This window comes from Pseudomonas pisciculturae, from assembly GCF_015461805.1.
GTDB lineage: Bacteria > Pseudomonadota > Gammaproteobacteria > Pseudomonadales > Pseudomonadaceae > Aquipseudomonas > Aquipseudomonas pisciculturae.
In genome coordinates this window covers 156,879-173,580 of sequence record NZ_JACVZE010000003.1, presented here as the reverse complement: position 1 = coordinate 173,580, position 16,702 = coordinate 156,879, and the positions used below count along the sequence as shown (strand labels likewise).

The following is a 16,702-nucleotide window of genomic DNA, read 5'->3' as shown; positions in this document are numbered from 1 at the left end:
TGTCTGCCCAGCGGCACGACCCTTGCTTCGGTTCTTTCTTTCGCGGTGCTATCAAATTAATGGCACCCGTGGTCGAGGGATTCCCGATGTCTGCCGTTCTCTCATTGTTACAAAGCCGTTTGTTGCGGCCGGTGTTCGTTACCCTAGGTATCGCTCTTTTGGTGCAAGTGCTGGTGGCTGTCGCCCTGACGCGGAGCACCGTCGGTGCATTGGAAGCGGAGTTGGGCAATCGCCTGGGTATCGACAGCCAGAAATTGTCGGGTGAGCTGGCGCAAGCCGGCAAGGAAGTCACCTCCAGTCTCGATAGGTTGTCGACAAGCACTCGCCAGCGGCTGACCGCCGGGCTTTCCACTCGCTTGCAGGAAGAGCAGAAGCAACTGCGTGCGACCCTCGAAAAAGACCTGAAGGATTCTGCCAATGACATGGCGCAACTGCTGGCCTCGGTGGCGCCGCGTGCCATGTGGGACAGCGATGTGCCGACCCTGTCGGAATTCGCGCGGCGTGCCCAGCGCAATCCCAATGTGCTGTTTGTGGTCTACGACGATGCGGCGGGCGAGCATCTGACTCGCTACCTCAACCGGGAAAACCCCATCAACAAGGCGCTTTTGGAAAAAGGCCAGGGCGACCGCGCGTTGGATAAAGTGTTGAATGCAGCCAAGAGCGATCCGTCGGTGTACTACGTCGAGGCTTCCATCAGCCCTAATGGCGTGGAAATCGGCAAAGTCCTCATGGGGGTCTCCACCGCTTCGGTAGAAGCCGACCTGCAAGCGCTGGACAAACGTTTCGCGGCCCTGATCGCCAGTGGTGATCAGCTGGTCGGCGACAGCCTCAAAGGCGCCGCAGCCGACAGCGCGACCGCCATGGGCGCTCGCCTGCAATCGGCGCAAGCCACCGCGACCCAAATGACCGCCAACACCACCAGCGCCGTACAGGAAGCTGCCGGCACGCTGCGCTGGCGCATCGGTATGGGCCTCGCCCTCGTCGGGCTCGGCGTGTTGCTGCTGATCGCTATCGTGTTGGGACGTCGTGTAGTCAATCGCCTGAAGCTGCTGATTTCCGCCATGGACGATCTGGCGGCGGGCGAGGGCGACCTCACCAAGCGCGTGCAAATCAGCAGCAAAGACGAAATCGGCGACATGGCCTCGGCGGTCAATCGCTTTGTGGATAAGTTGCAACCCATCGTGCGTGAGGCCGGTGATGTGGCCCAGCGTACGGGCGTGGAAATTGGCGCGATGACGCTGCGCAACGCCGGTGCTGATGCAGCGGCCGGCTTGCAGCGTGATGAAGTGGCCGAGAGCTTGCGCGCCCTGTCGCAGATGGCCGACGAGGCCCAGGCCGAAAGCCATGCCATGCAGGCGGCGTTGCAGCAGGTGGTGGATATTCGCCAGGCCACGGATGAAAACTCGCGTACCTCGGCGGAAGTCGGTGGCTTGATCGAAGCGTTGGCAGGGCAAGTACAGGCCGGCTCCAAAGTGATCGAGCGCCTGGCCCAGCAAAGCGAGCAGATTGAGGTGGTGCTGACGGTGATTCACGGCATCGCTGAACAGACCAACCTGTTGGCCCTCAACGCGGCCATCGAAGCTGCGCGTGCCGGCGAGACCGGGCGCGGCTTTGCGGTGGTGGCGGACGAAGTGCGTGCCCTGGCCAGCAAGACCCAAAGCTCCACTGGTGATATCCAGGCGCACATCGTGGCGTTGCAGCAGGGTGCGCGTGAAGCAGTAGAAACCATCGGCAAGGCTGGCCGCCAGGCCAACGAAGGTTTGCTGGTGCTGCGTGACAGCGTGCGCTTGCAGCAGACGGTGCAGGCGTCGGTGGAGCAGGTGCATGCGGCGATTGGCTTGGCCACGCGTGCGGCGGAGCATCAGGCGCAGGGCGCGCATGCGGTGCGCGGGCGGGTCGAGGTGATCCATGCCCAGGCTGAGCGTGCGGCGCAGGCGGTGGTGGAGACGACTGCCAGTGGCAAGGTGCTGGATGGGTTGGCGGCGCAGTTGAAGGCCAGCCTGGGGCAGTTTCGGGCCTGAGGTTGTCTGGTCAGGCCTCATCGCAGGCAAGCCAGCTCCCACATGTGGAATGCATTCCAATGTGGGAGCTGGCTTGCCTGCGATGGCGGTCTCAGCGGCTCAGATACATCCGAGTCGTCAGCAAATACACCGGCAACCCCGACACCAAAATCAACAACGCCGCATAAGGCGCCGCCGCCGCAAACTCTACATTCGAGGTATGCGCCCACACCGCCGTCGCCAAGGTATTCAACCCGGTCGGGCTGAGCAGCAGTGTCGCCGTCAATTCCTTCATGGCATCCAAAAACACCAGCGCAAAAGCCGCCCCCAATGCCGGGAAGATAATCGGCAACGTCACCCGGCAAAACGCACTGAACGATGATGCGCCCAGCGTGCGTGCAGCTTCTTCCAACTGCGGTGCAGCCTTGTTCAGCGCCGTGCGAATCGGTGCCTGTGCCAATGGCAAAAACAACAGCGCATAGGCAATCAGCAACAGTGCGCAGGTCTGATACAGTGCCGGCACGTAATGCAACGCGAAATACACCAGCGTCAGCGCAATCACCAAACCGGGCAGGGCGTGCAGCAGGTATGGCAGGCGCTCGGCCCAGATCGCCAGTTGGCCTTTATAGCGCACCACCAGTAACCCCACCGGCACCGCCAGCACTAGGCAAAGCGCCGCGCCGCCCAAGGACAGCGCCAGGGAGGACAGCAGAGCCTCGCTGATCTCGGCCACCGGGAATGCGGCCGACGACCCCACCGCCAGCCAATAACCGAGCATCCCCAGCGGAATCCCGCTGCCGATGATTGCCAATGCCAGGCAATACACCTGGCCAAGCGGCGCCCACTTGCCCAATCGAACCTGCTCCGCATGCCGCGCCGCGCCCTGGCCGATGCGTACGTGCCGGCCTTTACCGCGCACGCGCAGTTCCAGCCACAGCAGGGTCAGACACATCACCAACAATACCGCCGAGAGCATCGCGGCATTGGCGTTGCTGAACTCCAATTCGAACTGTTGGTAGATTGCTGTAGTAAAAGTCTGCAGGCCGATGATCGACAGCGCGCCGAATTCCACCAGCATATGCAGCGCAATCAGCAGCGCCCCCGCCAGCAGCGACGGCCATAGCAGCGGCAGCGTGATGCGAAAGAACACACCCCAACGATTCAGGCCCAGTGTGCGGGCCGACTCTTCAAGGGACGGGTCAAGATTGCGCAGCGTCGCCGCTACCGGCAAAAACACCAACGGGTATTTAGATAGGCTCATCACCAGGATTGCGCCGCCGAGCCCTTCGAAATTGGCACTCAGCGAAACCCAGGTAAAGCTGCTGACAAACGCCGGCACCGCAAACGGCAGGCACAGGATCACGCCCCATATGCGTCGCCCCGGCAGATTGCTGCGCTCCAGCAGCCAGGCCAGCGACAGGCCGACCACGCCGCACGCTACGGTCACGCCGACCATCAGCGCGAGGGTGTTGCGCAGCAAACCGAATACATAGGGCCGCCACAACAGATGCACCGCTTCCTGCCAGCCGGCCTGCCATGCTTTGGTGCCGACATACGCCAGCGGCAACAGGCTTAGGCCCACCAGGAACAGCACGGGCAACAGCAGCCAGATCGATGGGCGTTTGCGTCGGGGGCTAAAACCCTCGCGCAAGGCGGGGGCGGGAAGCGATGGGTTCATCAGTTCAGGCCAACGTCACGTTCCAGGTCCAGGGCTTCTTCGGCGTTGCCAAGGTCGGCCGGGGTAACTTTCGGCGGCTGCAGCTCGCTGAACGGCTTAAGGCCACGGTTGGACTCCATGCCTTCGCGCAGCGGGTATTCCGCCGAGGTGTTGGTGATCACACGCTGGCCTTCTTCGCTGGCCATGAACGCCAGCAGCTGCTGGGCTTCCTTGGGGTGCTTGCTGGATTTGAGCGCGGCAGCAGAGGACACCGTGATCAGGCCGCCAGCATCACCATCGGTGAAGTAATGCAGTTGGGAGTCCAGGTTGGTCTTTTCTTTCTTCAGGGCGAACCAGTAGTAGTTGTTCACCAGTACGGTGGCCACTTCGCCATTCTCGACGGCTTTGAGGGCAACCATGTTGTTGCTGTACACCTTGCCGAAGGCGCGCAGGCCGGTCAGCCATTCTTCGGCAGCTTCGCGGCCGTGCAGCTTGATGATCGCAACGGCTTGTTCCTGGAAGGCGCCACTGGTGGGAACAAAGCCGACTTTGCCCTGCCACTCAGGGCCGGCGAAATCCAGTACCGATTTGGGCAGGTCTTTTTCAGCGATCAGTTTTGGGTTGAACGCCACCACGCGAGTGCGCGCGGTCACGCCCATCCAGTCGCCGTTGGCGCCGACATAATCCTTGGGCAGTACGTCGAGGGTGCTGGCGTCGATCTTGGCCAGCATGCCTTGCTCACCGAGTTTGTTCAGCGGCGGCGATTCTTCGGTGTAGATCACGTCGGCAGGGGAGCGGTCGCCTTCTTCCACCACTTGGCTGGCAAGCTGGTTGCTGCTGCCTTTGCGCACGTTGACGTGGATGCCGGTCTTGGCTTCGAAGGCCTTGGCGAGTTCATCGCCGACTTCTTTGTGTTGGCCGTTGTACAGGGTCAGGGAGACCTTGTCGGCAGAATAGGCGGTGGGCGAGAGCAGGGTCAGGCCGAGCAGAGTGAGGGTCAGGCCACGCAGAAGGGATGTCTTGAGACGGGTATCGCGGATGATCATCCGGAGGTTTCCTCGCTTGAGTGCAACAAATCATTGCAAGGATAAACGATAAAACTTCTCAAGTGCGGCGAAAGGGGCGAATTGCGGGTCGAGTTTTCAAACCCCGGAAACGAAAAAACCCGCTTTCGCGGGTTTGATCTGAATTTGGTGCCCAGGAGAAGACTCGAACTTCCACGACCTTGCGATCACCAGCACCTGAAGCTGGCGTGTCTACCAATTTCACCACCTGGGCATTATCAAGCAACGTTGCCGCTGTTGATGGAGCGAACTATACGGAGGCCTTTTTGATCTGTAAACCCCTGATTCAAAAAAATAAATCAAGAATTGCGTTAGAAATCAAAGGTCTGAAACGAAAAAACCCGCTTTCGCGGGTTTGATCTGAATTTGGTGCCCAGGAGAAGACTCGAACTTCCACGACCTTGCGATCACCAGCACCTGAAGCTGGCGTGTCTACCAATTTCACCACCTGGGCAACATCAACAACGTTGCCGTCGTCGATGGCGCGCACTATACGGAGGGGATATTGAGCTGTAAACCCCCGCCACGAAAAAAGCCTGGAATATTTCGCCAGTGGTCGTGCAAGGTGCCTGTCAGGGGGCGGCGAAGGGCTTTTAAAGGCTTGTTGGCGTCTGAAATTTCCCGTTTCAATACGCGTATGCCAAACTAACCCGCATATAGACAAGGTGAAAACTCTCTAATGGCCGATTGGCAGTCCCTCGATCCCGAGGCCGCTCGTGAAGCGGAAAAATATGAAAACCCTATTCCTAGCCGCGAACTGATCCTGGCGCATCTCGCCGATCGGGGTTCGCCTGCTAGCCGCGAGCAGTTGGTTGAAGAGTTCGGTCTGACCACCGAAGACCAGCTCGAAGCCCTGCGCCGCCGTTTGCGTGCCATGGAGCGCGACGCTCAACTGATCTACACCCGTCGTGGCACTTACGCGCCTGTGGACAAGCTTGACCTGATCCTGGGCCGCATCGCCGGTCACCGTGATGGCTTCGGCTTCCTGATTCCGGACGACGGCAGCGATGACCTGTTCATGAGCCCGGCGCAAATGCGCCTGGTGTTCGATGGCGACCGTGCCTTGGCGCGCGTGTCTGGCCTCGATCGTCGTGGTCGCCGCGAAGGTGTGATCGTCGAAGTGGTCTCCCGTGCCCACGAGTCCATCGTAGGCCGTTACTTCGAAGAAGGCGGTATCGGCTTTGTTGTGCCGGATAACCCGAAGGTCCAGCAGGAAGTGCTGATCACCCCGGGCCGTAATGGCGCTGCAAAAGTCGGTCAGTTCGTCGAGGTGAAAATCACCCACTGGCCAACCGCACGGTTCCAGCCACAGGGCGATATCGTTGAAGTGGTCGGCAACTACATGGCGCCGGGCATGGAAATCGACGTTGCGCTGCGCACCTACGATATCCCTCACGTCTGGCCTGAGGCTGTGCTCAAAGAAGCCAGCAAGCTCAAGCCTGAAGTGGAAGAAAAAGACAAAGAAAAACGCATCGACCTGCGTCACCTGCCGTTCGTCACCATCGACGGCGAAGACGCCCGCGACTTCGACGATGCGGTTTACTGTGAAGCCAAGCCAGGCAAGCTGCGCCTGTTCTCCGGCGGCTGGAAGTTGTTCGTCGCGATTGCCGACGTGTCCAGCTACGTGAAAATCGGTTCGGCCCTGGACAACGAAGCCCAGGTGCGCGGTAACTCGGTGTATTTCCCTGAGCGCGTGATCCCGATGCTGCCTGAGCAGTTGTCGAACGGCCTGTGCTCCCTGAACCCGAAAGTCGACCGTTTGGCCATGGTGTGCGAGATGACCATCTCGAAAACCGGCGAAATGACCGACTATCAGTTCTACGAAGCGGTGATCCACTCCCAGGCGCGCCTGACCTACAACAAGGTCAGCACCATCCTGGAAGCACCGAAGACCAGCGAAGCCAAGGCCCTGCGTACCGAATACGCTGGCGTGGTACCGCACCTCAAGCAGCTTTATTCGCTGTACAAGGTGTTGCTGGGCGCCCGTCACACCCGTGGCGCGATCGATTTTGAAACCCAGGAAACCCGAATTGTCTTCGGTTCCGAGCGCAAGATCGCCGCAATCACCCCGACCACGCGTAACGATGCTCACAAGCTGATCGAGGAGTGCATGCTGGCGGCCAACGTGGCCACGGCTGAATTCCTGAAGAAGCACGAAATTCCTGCGTTGTACCGGGTGCATGACGGCCCGCCGCCAGAGCGCCTGGAAAAACTGCGCGCCTTCCTCGGCGAGCTAGGCCTGTCCCTGCACAAAGGCAAGGACGGCCCGACGCCGAAGGATTATCAGGCATTGCTGGCCAGCATCAAGGACCGTCCGGATTACCACGTGATCCAGACCGTTATGCTGCGCTCCCTGAGCCAGGCGGTGTACAGCGCCGATAACCAGGGCCACTTCGGCCTGAATTACGAGGCGTACACTCACTTCACCTCGCCGATTCGTCGTTACCCGGACCTGCTCACGCACCGCGCCATCCGCAGCGTGATCCATTCCAAGCAGAACACCCCGCACGTCAAGCGCGCCGGTGCCATGACCATTCCTAAGGCACGGATCTATCCGTACGACGAAGCGGCCCTGGAACAGTTGGGCGAGCAGTGCTCTATGAGCGAGCGCCGCGCCGACGAAGCCACCCGCGACGTAGTGAACTGGCTCAAGTGCGAATTCATGAAGGACCGCGTAGGCGAGACCTTCCCGGGTGTGATCACCGCGGTGACCGGTTTTGGTCTGTTCGTTGAATTGACCGACATCTACGTCGAAGGCTTGGTGCATGTCACCGCCTTGCCGGGTGACTACTACCACTTCGACCCTGTGCATCACCGCCTGGCGGGCGAGCGCACTGGTCGCAGCTTCCGCTTGGGCGACACCGTGGAAGTGCAGGTCATGCGCGTCGACCTCGACGAGCGCAAGATCGACTTCGGTATGTCTGATAAACCAGCCGAATCGCCGGGTAGCCGCAAAAAAAATCGTGGCAGCACGCCAACCGCACCGGCGAGCAAAGGCAAAGGTGCCCCTGCGAAAGCGGCTGAACCTGAGCCGGCCGCCAAGGCTGGTCGTCGCTCGTCCACGAAAGAAAAGGCCCCAGAAGCCTACCGCCCAAGCGACGCTGCGGCGAAAAATGCCGAGCTGCGCAAGAGCCGAGAGTTGAAGCAACAATTGCTCAACGAAGCCAAAAGCGGTGGTAAAGCGGCGTCTGGGGGAAAGTCCCGCGGGGCGGAAAATCCGTCGAGCAAGCCAAGTAAACACCGTAAAGGCCCGCCAAAAGCGGGTTCGGCCCCAGCCAAAAGCGGCGGGTCGCGCAAACCTAAGGCCAAGTCATGAGTCTGGAAAAAATCTACGGTGTGCACGCCGTGGAAGCACTGCTGCGCCACCACCCGAAACGCGTCAAGCAAGTGTGGTTGGCAGAAGGTCGTAGCGAGCCGCGCGTACAAGCGTTGGTTGAGCTGGCGACCCAAAACAAAGTCGCTATCGGCCAGGCGGAACGTCGTGAAATGGACGTGTGGGTAGAAGGCGTTCACCAAGGTGTGGTCGCCGACGTAAGCCCGAGCCAAGTCTGGGGCGAAGCGATGCTCGACGAGTTGCTCGATCGCACCGAAGGCGCTCCGCTGCTGCTGGTGCTGGACGGCGTGACCGACCCGCACAACCTCGGCGCCTGCCTGCGTTCGGCGGATGCTGCCGGTGCATTGGCGGTGATCGTGCCCAAAGACAAGTCGGCCACCCTGACGCCGGTTGTGCGTAAAGTGGCCTGCGGCGCGGCGGAAGTGATTCCGCTGGTGGCCGTGACCAACCTGGCGCGCACCCTGGAGAAACTCCAGCAGCGCGGCCTATGGGTTGTGGGTACGGCAGGGGAGGCTGAGGTCAGCATTTATGACCAGGACCTCACCGGCCCGACCATCCTGATCATGGGTGCCGAAGGCAAGGGCATGCGTCGCCTAACCCGTGAGCATTGCGATTACCTGGTGCATTTGCCGATGGCTGGTAGCGTCAGCAGCTTGAACGTGTCGGTTGCGACGGGTGTGTGCCTGTTTGAAGCCCAGCGTCAGCGCGGTGCAAAGGCCAAGGGCAAGAAGTAATCAAGTCTGGCGCAGTTCCGAATGTGGGAGCTGGCTTGCCTGCGATGCAGACACCTCAGTGTTACTGAAACACCGAGGTGTCTGCATCGCAGGCAAACCAGCTCCCACAGTTGCTTTTGGTGTTTGGAAGATTGTTCAAATAATCACCAATCACCTTGCACGCATCCTCCCCCTTCTCTACAATTGCGCCCCTTGCCTTCCTGGCGGGCACCGAGGTGTCCCCCTTCGGCAAGATCCATAAGTGTCATTCACTCCTTGTCTGACCGTTTTTGAGCGGCAGGCTACAACCCGTAAGGAGCATTCATGCGTCATTACGAAATCATCTTTTTGGTCCACCCGGATCAAAGCGAGCAAGTCGGCGGCATGGTTGAGCGTTACACCAAGCTGATCGAAGAAGACGGCGGCAAAATCCACCGTCTGGAAGATTGGGGTCGTCGTCAACTGGCCTACGCAATCAACAATGTTCACAAGGCTCACTACGTGATGCTGAACGTTGAGTGCACTGGCAAGGCCCTGGCCGAGCTGGAAGACAACTTCCGCTACAACGATGCAGTGATCCGTAACCTGGTCATCCGTCGCGAAGAAGCCGTTACCGGCCAATCCGAGATGCTCAAGGCTGAAGAAAACCGCAGTGAGCGCCGTGAGCGTCGCGACCGTCCTGAGCACGAAGGCGCTGATAGCGCTGACAGTGATGACAGCGACAGCAGCGATAACGCTGACGAGTAATCCACGGACCTTATTAAGGAGCCTATCAAATGGCACGTTTCTTCCGTCGTCGTAAGTTTTGCCGCTTCACCGCTGAAGAAGTGAAGGAGATCGATTACAAAGATCTCAACACTCTGAAAGCCTACGTATCCGAGACCGGCAAAATTGTTCCAAGCCGTATCACCGGTACCAAAGCACGTTATCAGCGTCAGCTGGCCACCGCTATCAAGCGCGCCCGCTTCCTGGCCCTGCTGGCCTACACCGACAGCCACGGCCGCTGAGACCGGGCAGTCGACAAGTAGTAAGGGATTGAATGCATGCGCGCCTTAGCTGAGTTCATCATGCGCGGTCGTATGCAGGCCACTCTGGTAGTGGCCGGCTGTGCGGCATTGCCGTTGTTGTATTGGTTGGGTGCTGCCGCCGGATGCCTTGTGCTCCTGCGGCGCGGTTTGCGGGATGCCTTTGGCGTCCTGGCCCTGGGGTTGTTGGCCGCCTTGATCTGGTGGCTGCAATTGGGCGAACCCAAGGTGCTTATGGTGCTGTTGGGGTCGTCGAGCCTTGCGTTGGTTTTGCGCGCAAGTGAATCCTGGGTCCGCACGCTGCTGGTCAGCGTAGCGTTGGGTTTGGTGTTTTCAGTGTTGCTTGGCGCGGCTTTCCACCCGCAAATCGAGGCGCTGGCGCAGGAGATCGTCAAGATCCTGCCGATGGCCCTCGGGGAACTCTACCAGCAGTTTTCGGTAGATGAGCGAGCGCGTCTTGCGGCACTGATAGCACCGGCCCTGATCGGCCTGATGGCGGTAATGATGCAGATCGTCAGCGTGCTGAGCCTGATGCTTGGGCGTTACTGGCAGGCGTTGTTGTACAACCCGGGTGGTTTTGGTCGCGAGTTTCGCAGTATCAGAATCCCCGCTGGCCCGGCGATGTTGCTGCTGGCGCTCATGGTTATCGGGCCGAACCTCGGTTCGCAGATGGCCTTGATGATGCTGTTTTGCAGCGTACCGCTGATGTTTGCCGGATTGGCCCTGATTCACGGGCTGGTCGCGCATAAGCGCCTGGCCAAGTTTTGGCTGGTGGGGTTGTACGTCACGATGGTGCTGTTCATGCAGCTGATCTATCCGTTACTCGTGGTTTTGGCCATTGTCGACGGCCTGATTGATTTTCGCGGTCGTCTGGCGCCGAAAGACGCCGATAACGCGAACGGTGAAGGTTAAAAGTTAGAGGATTTTCACATGCAACTGATCCTTCTGGAAAAAGTCGCCAACCTGGGCAACCTGGGCGACAAAGTGAACGTTAAGGCCGGTTACGGTCGTAACTACCTGCTGCCATACGGCAAAGCCACCGCTGCAACCGCTGCCAACCTGGCTGCGTTTGAAGAGCGTCGTGCTGAGCTGGAAAAAGCAGCAGCAGACAAAAAAGCTTCGGCCGAAACTCGCGCTGCCCAACTGGCTGAGCTGGAAGTGACTATCACTGCCACCGCCGGTGACGAAGGCAAGCTGTTCGGTTCGATCGGCACCCACGACATCGCTGATGCACTGACCGCCTCCGGCGTTGAAGTGCAGAAGAGCGAAGTTCGTCTGCCGAACGGCACCATCCGCAACGTAGGCGAATTCGACGTAGCCGTGCACCTGCACGCTGAAGTTGAAGCCACCGTACGCGTTGTCGTGGTAGCAGCTTAAGCAGCACCTAACTGACTGGCACCTCGCGTGTCAGCCGGTTAACATCGGGCACGATCCTGTTTACAGGTCGTGCCTTTTGTTTTTCTACGATCCCCTAATTCCAAGTGGCCATGAACGATATTTCAGCTCCTGAGCAATACGATCTGCAAACCGCTGCCCTGAAGGTGCCGCCGCATTCCATCGAGGCCGAACAGGCCGTGCTCGGTGGTTTGATGCTGGACAACAACGCCTGGGAGCGCGTGCTGGATCAAGTCTCGGACGGTGATTTCTATCGCCATGACCATCGCCTGATCTTCCGGGCCATTGCCAAGCTGGCAGACCTGAATTCCCCTATCGACGTCGTGACCCTTGCCGAGCAATTGGACAAGGAAGGTCAGACCTCGCAAGTGGGCGGTCTCGGTTATCTCGGCGAGCTGGCGAAAAACACCCCGTCGGTCGCCAACATCAAGGCCTATGCGCAGATCGTTCGCGCGCGGGCCACCTTGCGTCAGTTGATCGGTATCGCCACAGAGATCGCCGACAGTGCCTTCAACCCCGAGGGGCGCACTGCCGAAGAAATCCTCGATGAAGCCGAACGGCAGATCTTCCAGATCGCCGAAGCCCGGCCAAAGACCGGCGGCCCGGTGGGCGTCAACGAGCTGCTCACCAAGGCTATCGACCGAATCGATACCCTGTTCAACACCGACAACGCCATTACGGGCTTGTCCACCGGCTACACCGACCTCGATGGCATGACCAGCGGCTTGCAGCCGGCTGACTTGATCATCGTCGCGGGCCGTCCATCGATGGGTAAAACCACCTTCGCGATGAACCTGGTGGAAAACGCCGTGTTACGCAGCGAAAAAGCTGTACTGGTTTACTCCCTTGAGATGCCAGGTGAATCGCTGATCATGCGGATGCTCTCGTCCCTCGGTCGTATCGACCAGACCAAAGTGCGGGCCGGTCGCCTTGAAGACGACGATTGGCCGCGCCTGACCTCGGCGGTCAACCTGCTCAACGACCGCAAGTTGTTCATCGATGACACGGCGGGTATCAGCCCATCGGAGATGCGTGCGCGCACCCGACGCCTGGTGCGTGAGCACGGCGATGTCGGCCTGATCATGATCGACTACCTGCAGTTGATGCAGATTCCAGGGTCCGGCGGTGACAACCGTACCAACGAAATTTCCGAGATCTCCCGCTCGTTGAAAGCCCTGGCCAAGGAATTCAACTGCCCGGTGGTGGCGCTGTCCCAGCTCAACCGCTCCTTGGAGCAACGCCCGAACAAACGCCCGATCAACTCCGACTTGCGGGAATCCGGAGCGATCGAGCAGGATGCTGACGTGATCATGTTCGTCTACCGCGACGAGGTGTATCACCCGGAAACCGAGCACAAAGGCATTGCCGAGATCATCATCGGCAAGCAACGTAACGGCCCTATCGGTACGACGCGCCTGGCGTTTATCGGTAAATACACCCGTTTCGAAAACCTGGCGCCGGGCAGTTACAACTTCGATGACGAGTAAATAAGCGTCTGCAATTCCGACTGCAAAGGTCGGAATTGATCAAAATTTGTGCTATATTCCGCGCCCGCGATTTTTCATCTCAACACCGGTCACCGTCATGCAAACAGCCAAGCCGTTATTTGACTATCCCAAGTACTGGGCCGAATGTTTCGGTCCTGCGCCATTCCTGCCGATGAGCAGGGAGGAGATGGATCAGCTTGGCTGGGATTCCTGCGACATCATCATCGTCACCGGTGATGCGTACGTTGACCACCCGTCGTTCGGCATGGCAATCATCGGCCGGCTGCTGGAGTCCCAGGGCTTTCGCGTCGGCATCATCGCCCAGCCGAACTGGCAGTCCAAAGACGACTTCATGAAGCTTGGCGAGCCGAACCTGTTCTTCGGCGTCGCGGCCGGCAATATGGACTCGATGATCAACCGCTACACCGCCGACAAAAAGATCCGCTCCGACGACGCCTACACCCCAGGCGGCATGGCCGGCAAACGCCCGGACCGCGCCAGCCTGGTGTACAGCCAGCGTTGCAAGGAAGCCTACAAGAACGTGCCGATCGTACTCGGCGGCATCGAAGCTTCCCTGCGCCGCATCGCTCACTACGACTACTGGCAAGACCGGGTGCGCAACTCGATCCTGATCGACGCCACCGCCGATATCCTGCTGTACGGCAACGCCGAGCGGGCCATCGTCGAGGTTGCCCAGCGCCTGTCGTGGGGCCACAAGATCGAAGACATCACCGACGTACGCGGCACCGCGTTCATTCGCCGTGACACGCCCGCGGGCTGGTACGAAGTGGACTCCACGCGTATCGATCGCCCGGGCAAGATCGATAAGATCATCAACCCGTACGTCAACACCCAGGACACCCAGGCCTGCGCCATCGAGCAAGAGAAAGGCCCGGTGGATGATCCTGAGGAGGCCAAGGTCGTACAGATCCTGGCCAGCCCGCGCATGACCCGCGACAAAACTGTAATCCGCCTGCCTTCGGTAGAAAAAGTCCGTGGCGACGCGGTGCTCTACGCCCACGCCAACCGCGTGTTGCACCTGGAAACCAACCCAGGCAACGCCCGCGCCTTGGTGCAGAAGCACGGTGAAGTGGACGTGTGGTTCAACCCGCCGCCCATCCCGATGACCACCGAAGAAATGGACTACGTGTTCGGCATGCCTTACGCACGAGTTCCGCACCCGGCGTACGGCAAGGAAAAAATCCCGGCCTACGACATGATCCGCTTCTCGGTGAACATCATGCGTGGCTGCTTCGGCGGCTGCACCTTCTGCTCGATCACCGAGCACGAAGGCCGCATCATCCAGAACCGTTCCGAAGAGTCGATCATTCGCGAGATCGAAGAGATCCGCGACAAGGTGCCGGGCTTTACCGGTGTGATCTCCGACCTCGGCGGCCCGACCGCGAACATGTATCGCATCGCCTGCAAGAGCCCGGAAATCGAATCCGCGTGCCGCAAGCCATCGTGCGTGTTCCCGGGCATCTGCCCGAACCTGAACACCGACCATTCGTCGCTGATCCAGCTGTACCGCAGCGCCCGTGCGTTGCCGGGTGTGAAGAAAATCCTGATCGCTTCCGGCCTGCGCTACGACCTCGCGGTCGAGTCGCCGGAATACGTCAAAGAGCTGGTCACCCACCACGTGGGTGGCTACCTCAAGATCGCCCCGGAACACACCGAGGAAGGTCCGCTCAACCAGATGATGAAGCCGGGCATTGGCAGCTATGACAAGTTCAAGCGCATGTTCGAGAAGTACACCAAGGAAGCGGGCAAGGAGCAGTACCTGATCCCGTACTTCATCGCGGCCCACCCCGGCACCACCGATGAAGACATGATGAACCTGGCCCTGTGGCTCAAGGGCAACGGCTTCCGTGCCGACCAGGTGCAGGCGTTCTACCCGTCGCCAATGGCTACCGCCACCGCGATGTACCACTCGGGCAAGAACCCGCTGCGCAAGGTCACCTACAAGAGCGACGCGGTGACCATCGTCAAGAGCGAAGACCAGCGCCGTCTGCACAAGGCGTTCCTGCGCTATCACGACCCGAAAGGCTGGCCGATCCTGCGTGAAGCACTGACGCGCATGGGCCGCGCCGACCTGATCGGGCCGGGCAAGGACCAACTGATCCCGCTGCACCAGCCGAGCACCGACAGCTACCAGAGCGCCCGTCGCAAGAACTCGACGCCGGCGGGTAGCCATAAGGTCGCCAAGGAAACCACCACCAAGATCCTTACCCAGCACACTGGTTTGCCACCGCGCGGCAGCGATGGCAGCAACCCGTGGGACAAACGTGAGCAAGCCAAGGCCGCGGCCCAGGCGCGTAACAAGCAGGCCGCCAAGGAGCGCAGCGATGCGGCCAAGGGCAAGGGCGGTAAGCCTGCGCGCAAGCCGGTGGTGCCGCGCTGATCGCAGCTTGAATATGCAAAACGCCAGCCTCGTGCTGGCGTTTTGCTTTCTGTTCTGTGGGGAGTCTGTTTGTTAAGGTGGCGGCCATTAGGCCGCTATCGGGGGCAAGCCCCCTCCCACACTTGACCGAATTCCGACATGAGAATGCGGACAAATGTGGGAGGGGGCTTGCCCCCGATGGCGCCAGACCCGTCACCCCCAAATTCAAGGAAGAACACCCCCATGGGCAACCCCCTGGCCAGCATCGGCATGGACTCCAACCGCTCCCAGTTCATGGCGCGCCAGCGCATCGAAAGCCAAATCAACCTGCCGCGCCTGTTTGCGGCTATCGATGCCGACCCCGCCATCGTCGGCGCCGGTGTGGTGTATATCGATGCCAATTTCAACGTGGTCACCCTGCGCGAATTCCAGCCCATCTGCAGCATCGCGCCCAAGCGGCTGATTCTGCGTGAGGCGCAGAAGTACATCGCCCCCACCCAATTCGCCCAGCAGGTGCAAGACAACCCGCGAGAGTCACGATTAGTGGGGGAGGCGGTCAATACCACCCTGTCGTGTGCCGGAGCGGTGATCGGTTGGATCGTCGTGCTCAGTGGCTCCGTTGCGGTCCCGTTTTCGGCGGGGGCCAGCTCGGTGGTCGTGGCGCTCGGCTACACCGCTGCGACAGCCAGCTCGTTGCAGTGTTTTGCCAGCGGCTATCGCACGGTCAATGAAATCCGCAACCCCGCCAAAAACGATCAACTCGACAGCGAGGAGTGGTACCAATACACCATGATTGCGCTGGATGCCGCGTCATTGGTTGGCGTTGGCGCATCCTCTCTGGCGACGCTCAAGTTGGTTCGGCTGAACAAGGCAACCACGGGGAAAAGTGTAAGAGAGGTACTCCGGGGCTTGAATCGCCAAGAGCGCGCCAAGCTGACTAAAGAGCTATTGAGCATTAATGACCCGCGGCTGAGCTCGAAAATGATCAAGCTCAAGCAGCTGTCGGGCGAGTTGTCCAAGCGGTTCACGCCCACCGAGGTCAAGCATGCAACCGTGACACAGATCAAGGACGCCTTGGGCGCTGTCATCGGTTTTACCGGCAGTGCGGTGTCGGGCAACGTACGCACGATTGCCGTGGGTTTGTATGAGGAAGCCGAGTGATGAATGAGCTGCCCAGCATTCGCAGTTTTCTCTCGGCGTATTTCCCGGTCTTCATGGGGACGATATTCGCGTGCATTTTTACCCTGGTATTGGCGGCCCCAGTGTTCCTTGATAGCTACATGCCAAACCTGTCCATGGCGGATAACGTCAAGTATTCCTTCCTGACGGGTATCGCGCTCACGCTGCTTGTGGTGCATTGCAACTTCATGATCGCGCGCGGGCGTCCCCACTGGGCGCGAGCGTTGGTGGGGCTTTTAGGGCTGTGCTTTCTGGCGATGTTGCCAACCCTCAATGATCAGCCGAACAAGGTGATGTACGCCTTGAGCCTGTTGCTCCCATTGCTTGGGTTGTTGCTGCTCAACAGCAAGCGCCACCGTGAAATGCGCCAGAAACTGCTCGAAGTGCGCCATCTGCGCGAAGCCATTCTTGCCCGGCACAAACCCCGCTGATTGGTAGGTTCACCGCCTCTTGCCACAAATATGTGCA

General features: G+C 59.8%; 13 protein-coding genes, 2 tRNA genes and 1 pseudogene. 12 read left to right on the top strand and 4 right to left on the bottom strand.

The window, feature by feature from the left end; all coding sequences use genetic code 11:
• Positions 1–59: 59 nt before the first annotated feature.
• Both ICY20_RS28395 and ICY20_RS28390 read left to right on the top strand, forming a co-directional pair.
• Positions 60–1,115 (top strand): annotated as a pseudogene (locus tag ICY20_RS28395) (methyl-accepting chemotaxis protein); the annotation flags it as partial.
• A 21-nt stretch (positions 1,116–1,136) separates the two neighbouring features.
• Positions 1,137–2,021 (top strand): methyl-accepting chemotaxis protein, encoded by an 885-nt coding sequence (locus ICY20_RS28390; protein WP_371923013.1) that lies wholly within the window; start codon positions 1,137–1,139, stop codon positions 2,019–2,021.
• A gap of 91 nt (positions 2,022–2,112) precedes the next feature.
• Here ICY20_RS28390 and ICY20_RS09835 read toward each other — a convergent pair whose 3' ends face one another.
• The 4 genes from ICY20_RS09835 to ICY20_RS09820 form a co-directional block, all read right to left on the bottom strand.
• Positions 2,113–3,678: an ABC transporter permease gene (locus ICY20_RS09835; protein ID WP_159959993.1), complete on the bottom strand. Its 1,566-nt coding sequence runs from the start codon at positions 3,676–3,678 to the stop codon at positions 2,113–2,115.
• Positions 3,678–4,703 carry an extracellular solute-binding protein gene (locus tag ICY20_RS09830; RefSeq protein WP_194937375.1) on the bottom strand — a complete coding sequence of 342 codons (1,026 nt, stop codon included), beginning with the start codon at positions 4,701–4,703 and terminating at the stop codon, positions 3,678–3,680. Before ICY20_RS09830 ends, ICY20_RS09835 begins: the two co-directional genes overlap by 1 nt.
• 145 nt (positions 4,704–4,848) lie before the next feature.
• Positions 4,849–4,935: transfer RNA gene (locus ICY20_RS09825), tRNA-Leu, on the bottom strand.
• 153 nt (positions 4,936–5,088) lie between these two features.
• Positions 5,089–5,175 (bottom strand) — tRNA-Leu (locus ICY20_RS09820).
• A gap of 225 nt (positions 5,176–5,400) precedes the next feature.
• Between ICY20_RS09820 and rnr the strand changes: the two genes are divergently transcribed.
• From rnr to ICY20_RS09770, 10 genes are all read left to right on the top strand, one after another.
• Positions 5,401–8,037, top strand: coding sequence for a ribonuclease R (gene rnr / locus ICY20_RS09815; protein ID WP_194937374.1), 2,637 nt, complete (start codon positions 5,401–5,403; stop codon positions 8,035–8,037).
• Complete coding sequence (gene rlmB / locus ICY20_RS09810; RefSeq protein WP_159959999.1) at positions 8,034–8,789, top strand: 23S rRNA (guanosine(2251)-2'-O)-methyltransferase RlmB; 756 nt, start codon at positions 8,034–8,036, stop codon at positions 8,787–8,789. Before rnr ends, rlmB begins: the two co-directional genes overlap by 4 nt.
• 303 nt (positions 8,790–9,092) lie before the next feature.
• Positions 9,093–9,515 carry a 30S ribosomal protein S6 gene (gene rpsF / locus ICY20_RS09805; RefSeq protein ID WP_003171371.1) on the top strand — a complete coding sequence of 141 codons (423 nt, stop codon included), beginning with the start codon at positions 9,093–9,095 and terminating at the stop codon, positions 9,513–9,515.
• Positions 9,516–9,544: 29 nt separating this feature from the next.
• Complete coding sequence (gene rpsR / locus ICY20_RS09800; protein ID WP_003171373.1) at positions 9,545–9,775, top strand: 30S ribosomal protein S18; 231 nt, start codon at positions 9,545–9,547, stop codon at positions 9,773–9,775.
• Positions 9,776–9,811: 36 nt separating this feature from the next.
• Positions 9,812–10,705 carry a YybS family protein gene (locus ICY20_RS09795; protein ID WP_159960001.1) on the top strand — a complete coding sequence of 298 codons (894 nt, stop codon included), beginning with the start codon at positions 9,812–9,814 and terminating at the stop codon, positions 10,703–10,705.
• Between the two features lie 18 nt (positions 10,706–10,723).
• Positions 10,724–11,170: a 50S ribosomal protein L9 gene (rplI, locus tag ICY20_RS09790; RefSeq protein WP_003171376.1), complete on the top strand. Its 447-nt coding sequence runs from the start codon at positions 10,724–10,726 to the stop codon at positions 11,168–11,170.
• 110 nt (positions 11,171–11,280) lie between these two features.
• Positions 11,281–12,675 carry a replicative DNA helicase gene (gene dnaB, locus ICY20_RS09785; RefSeq protein ID WP_122487475.1) on the top strand — a complete coding sequence of 465 codons (1,395 nt, stop codon included), beginning with the start codon at positions 11,281–11,283 and terminating at the stop codon, positions 12,673–12,675.
• Between the two features lie 97 nt (positions 12,676–12,772).
• Positions 12,773–15,076 (top strand): YgiQ family radical SAM protein, encoded by a 2,304-nt coding sequence (locus ICY20_RS09780; RefSeq protein ID WP_159960003.1) that lies wholly within the window; start codon positions 12,773–12,775, stop codon positions 15,074–15,076.
• A 222-nt stretch (positions 15,077–15,298) separates the two neighbouring features.
• Positions 15,299–16,216: an NAD synthetase gene (locus tag ICY20_RS09775; RefSeq protein WP_194937373.1), complete on the top strand. Its 918-nt coding sequence runs from the start codon at positions 15,299–15,301 to the stop codon at positions 16,214–16,216.
• Complete coding sequence (locus tag ICY20_RS09770) at positions 16,216–16,665, top strand: hypothetical protein (RefSeq protein ID WP_194937372.1); 450 nt, start codon at positions 16,216–16,218, stop codon at positions 16,663–16,665. The genes ICY20_RS09775 and ICY20_RS09770 overlap by 1 nt, the downstream gene beginning before the upstream one ends.
• Positions 16,666–16,702 lie beyond the last annotated feature (37 nt).

What these genes read in the sequence shown, in the direction of transcription:
- ICY20_RS28390 (WP_371923013.1), top strand. Translation starts at nt 1,137, where the DNA reads ATGGCCTCGGCGGTCAATCGCTTTGTGGATAAGTTGCAACCCATCGTG.
- ICY20_RS09835 (WP_159959993.1), bottom strand. Translation starts at nt 3,678, where the DNA reads ATGAACCCATCGCTTCCCGCCCCCGCCTTGCGCGAGGGTTTTAGCCCC.
- ICY20_RS09830 (WP_194937375.1), bottom strand. Translation starts at nt 4,703, where the DNA reads ATGATCATCCGCGATACCCGTCTCAAGACATCCCTTCTGCGTGGCCTG.
- rnr (WP_194937374.1), top strand. Translation starts at nt 5,401, where the DNA reads ATGGCCGATTGGCAGTCCCTCGATCCCGAGGCCGCTCGTGAAGCGGAA.
- rlmB (WP_159959999.1), top strand. Translation starts at nt 8,034, where the DNA reads ATGAGTCTGGAAAAAATCTACGGTGTGCACGCCGTGGAAGCACTGCTG.
- rpsF (WP_003171371.1), top strand. Translation starts at nt 9,093, where the DNA reads ATGCGTCATTACGAAATCATCTTTTTGGTCCACCCGGATCAAAGCGAG.
- rpsR (WP_003171373.1), top strand. Translation starts at nt 9,545, where the DNA reads ATGGCACGTTTCTTCCGTCGTCGTAAGTTTTGCCGCTTCACCGCTGAA.
- ICY20_RS09795 (WP_159960001.1), top strand. Translation starts at nt 9,812, where the DNA reads ATGCGCGCCTTAGCTGAGTTCATCATGCGCGGTCGTATGCAGGCCACT.
- rplI (WP_003171376.1), top strand. Translation starts at nt 10,724, where the DNA reads ATGCAACTGATCCTTCTGGAAAAAGTCGCCAACCTGGGCAACCTGGGC.
- dnaB (WP_122487475.1), top strand. Translation starts at nt 11,281, where the DNA reads ATGAACGATATTTCAGCTCCTGAGCAATACGATCTGCAAACCGCTGCC.
- ICY20_RS09780 (WP_159960003.1), top strand. Translation starts at nt 12,773, where the DNA reads ATGCAAACAGCCAAGCCGTTATTTGACTATCCCAAGTACTGGGCCGAA.
- ICY20_RS09775 (WP_194937373.1), top strand. Translation starts at nt 15,299, where the DNA reads ATGGGCAACCCCCTGGCCAGCATCGGCATGGACTCCAACCGCTCCCAG.
- ICY20_RS09770 (WP_194937372.1), top strand. Translation starts at nt 16,216, where the DNA reads ATGAATGAGCTGCCCAGCATTCGCAGTTTTCTCTCGGCGTATTTCCCG.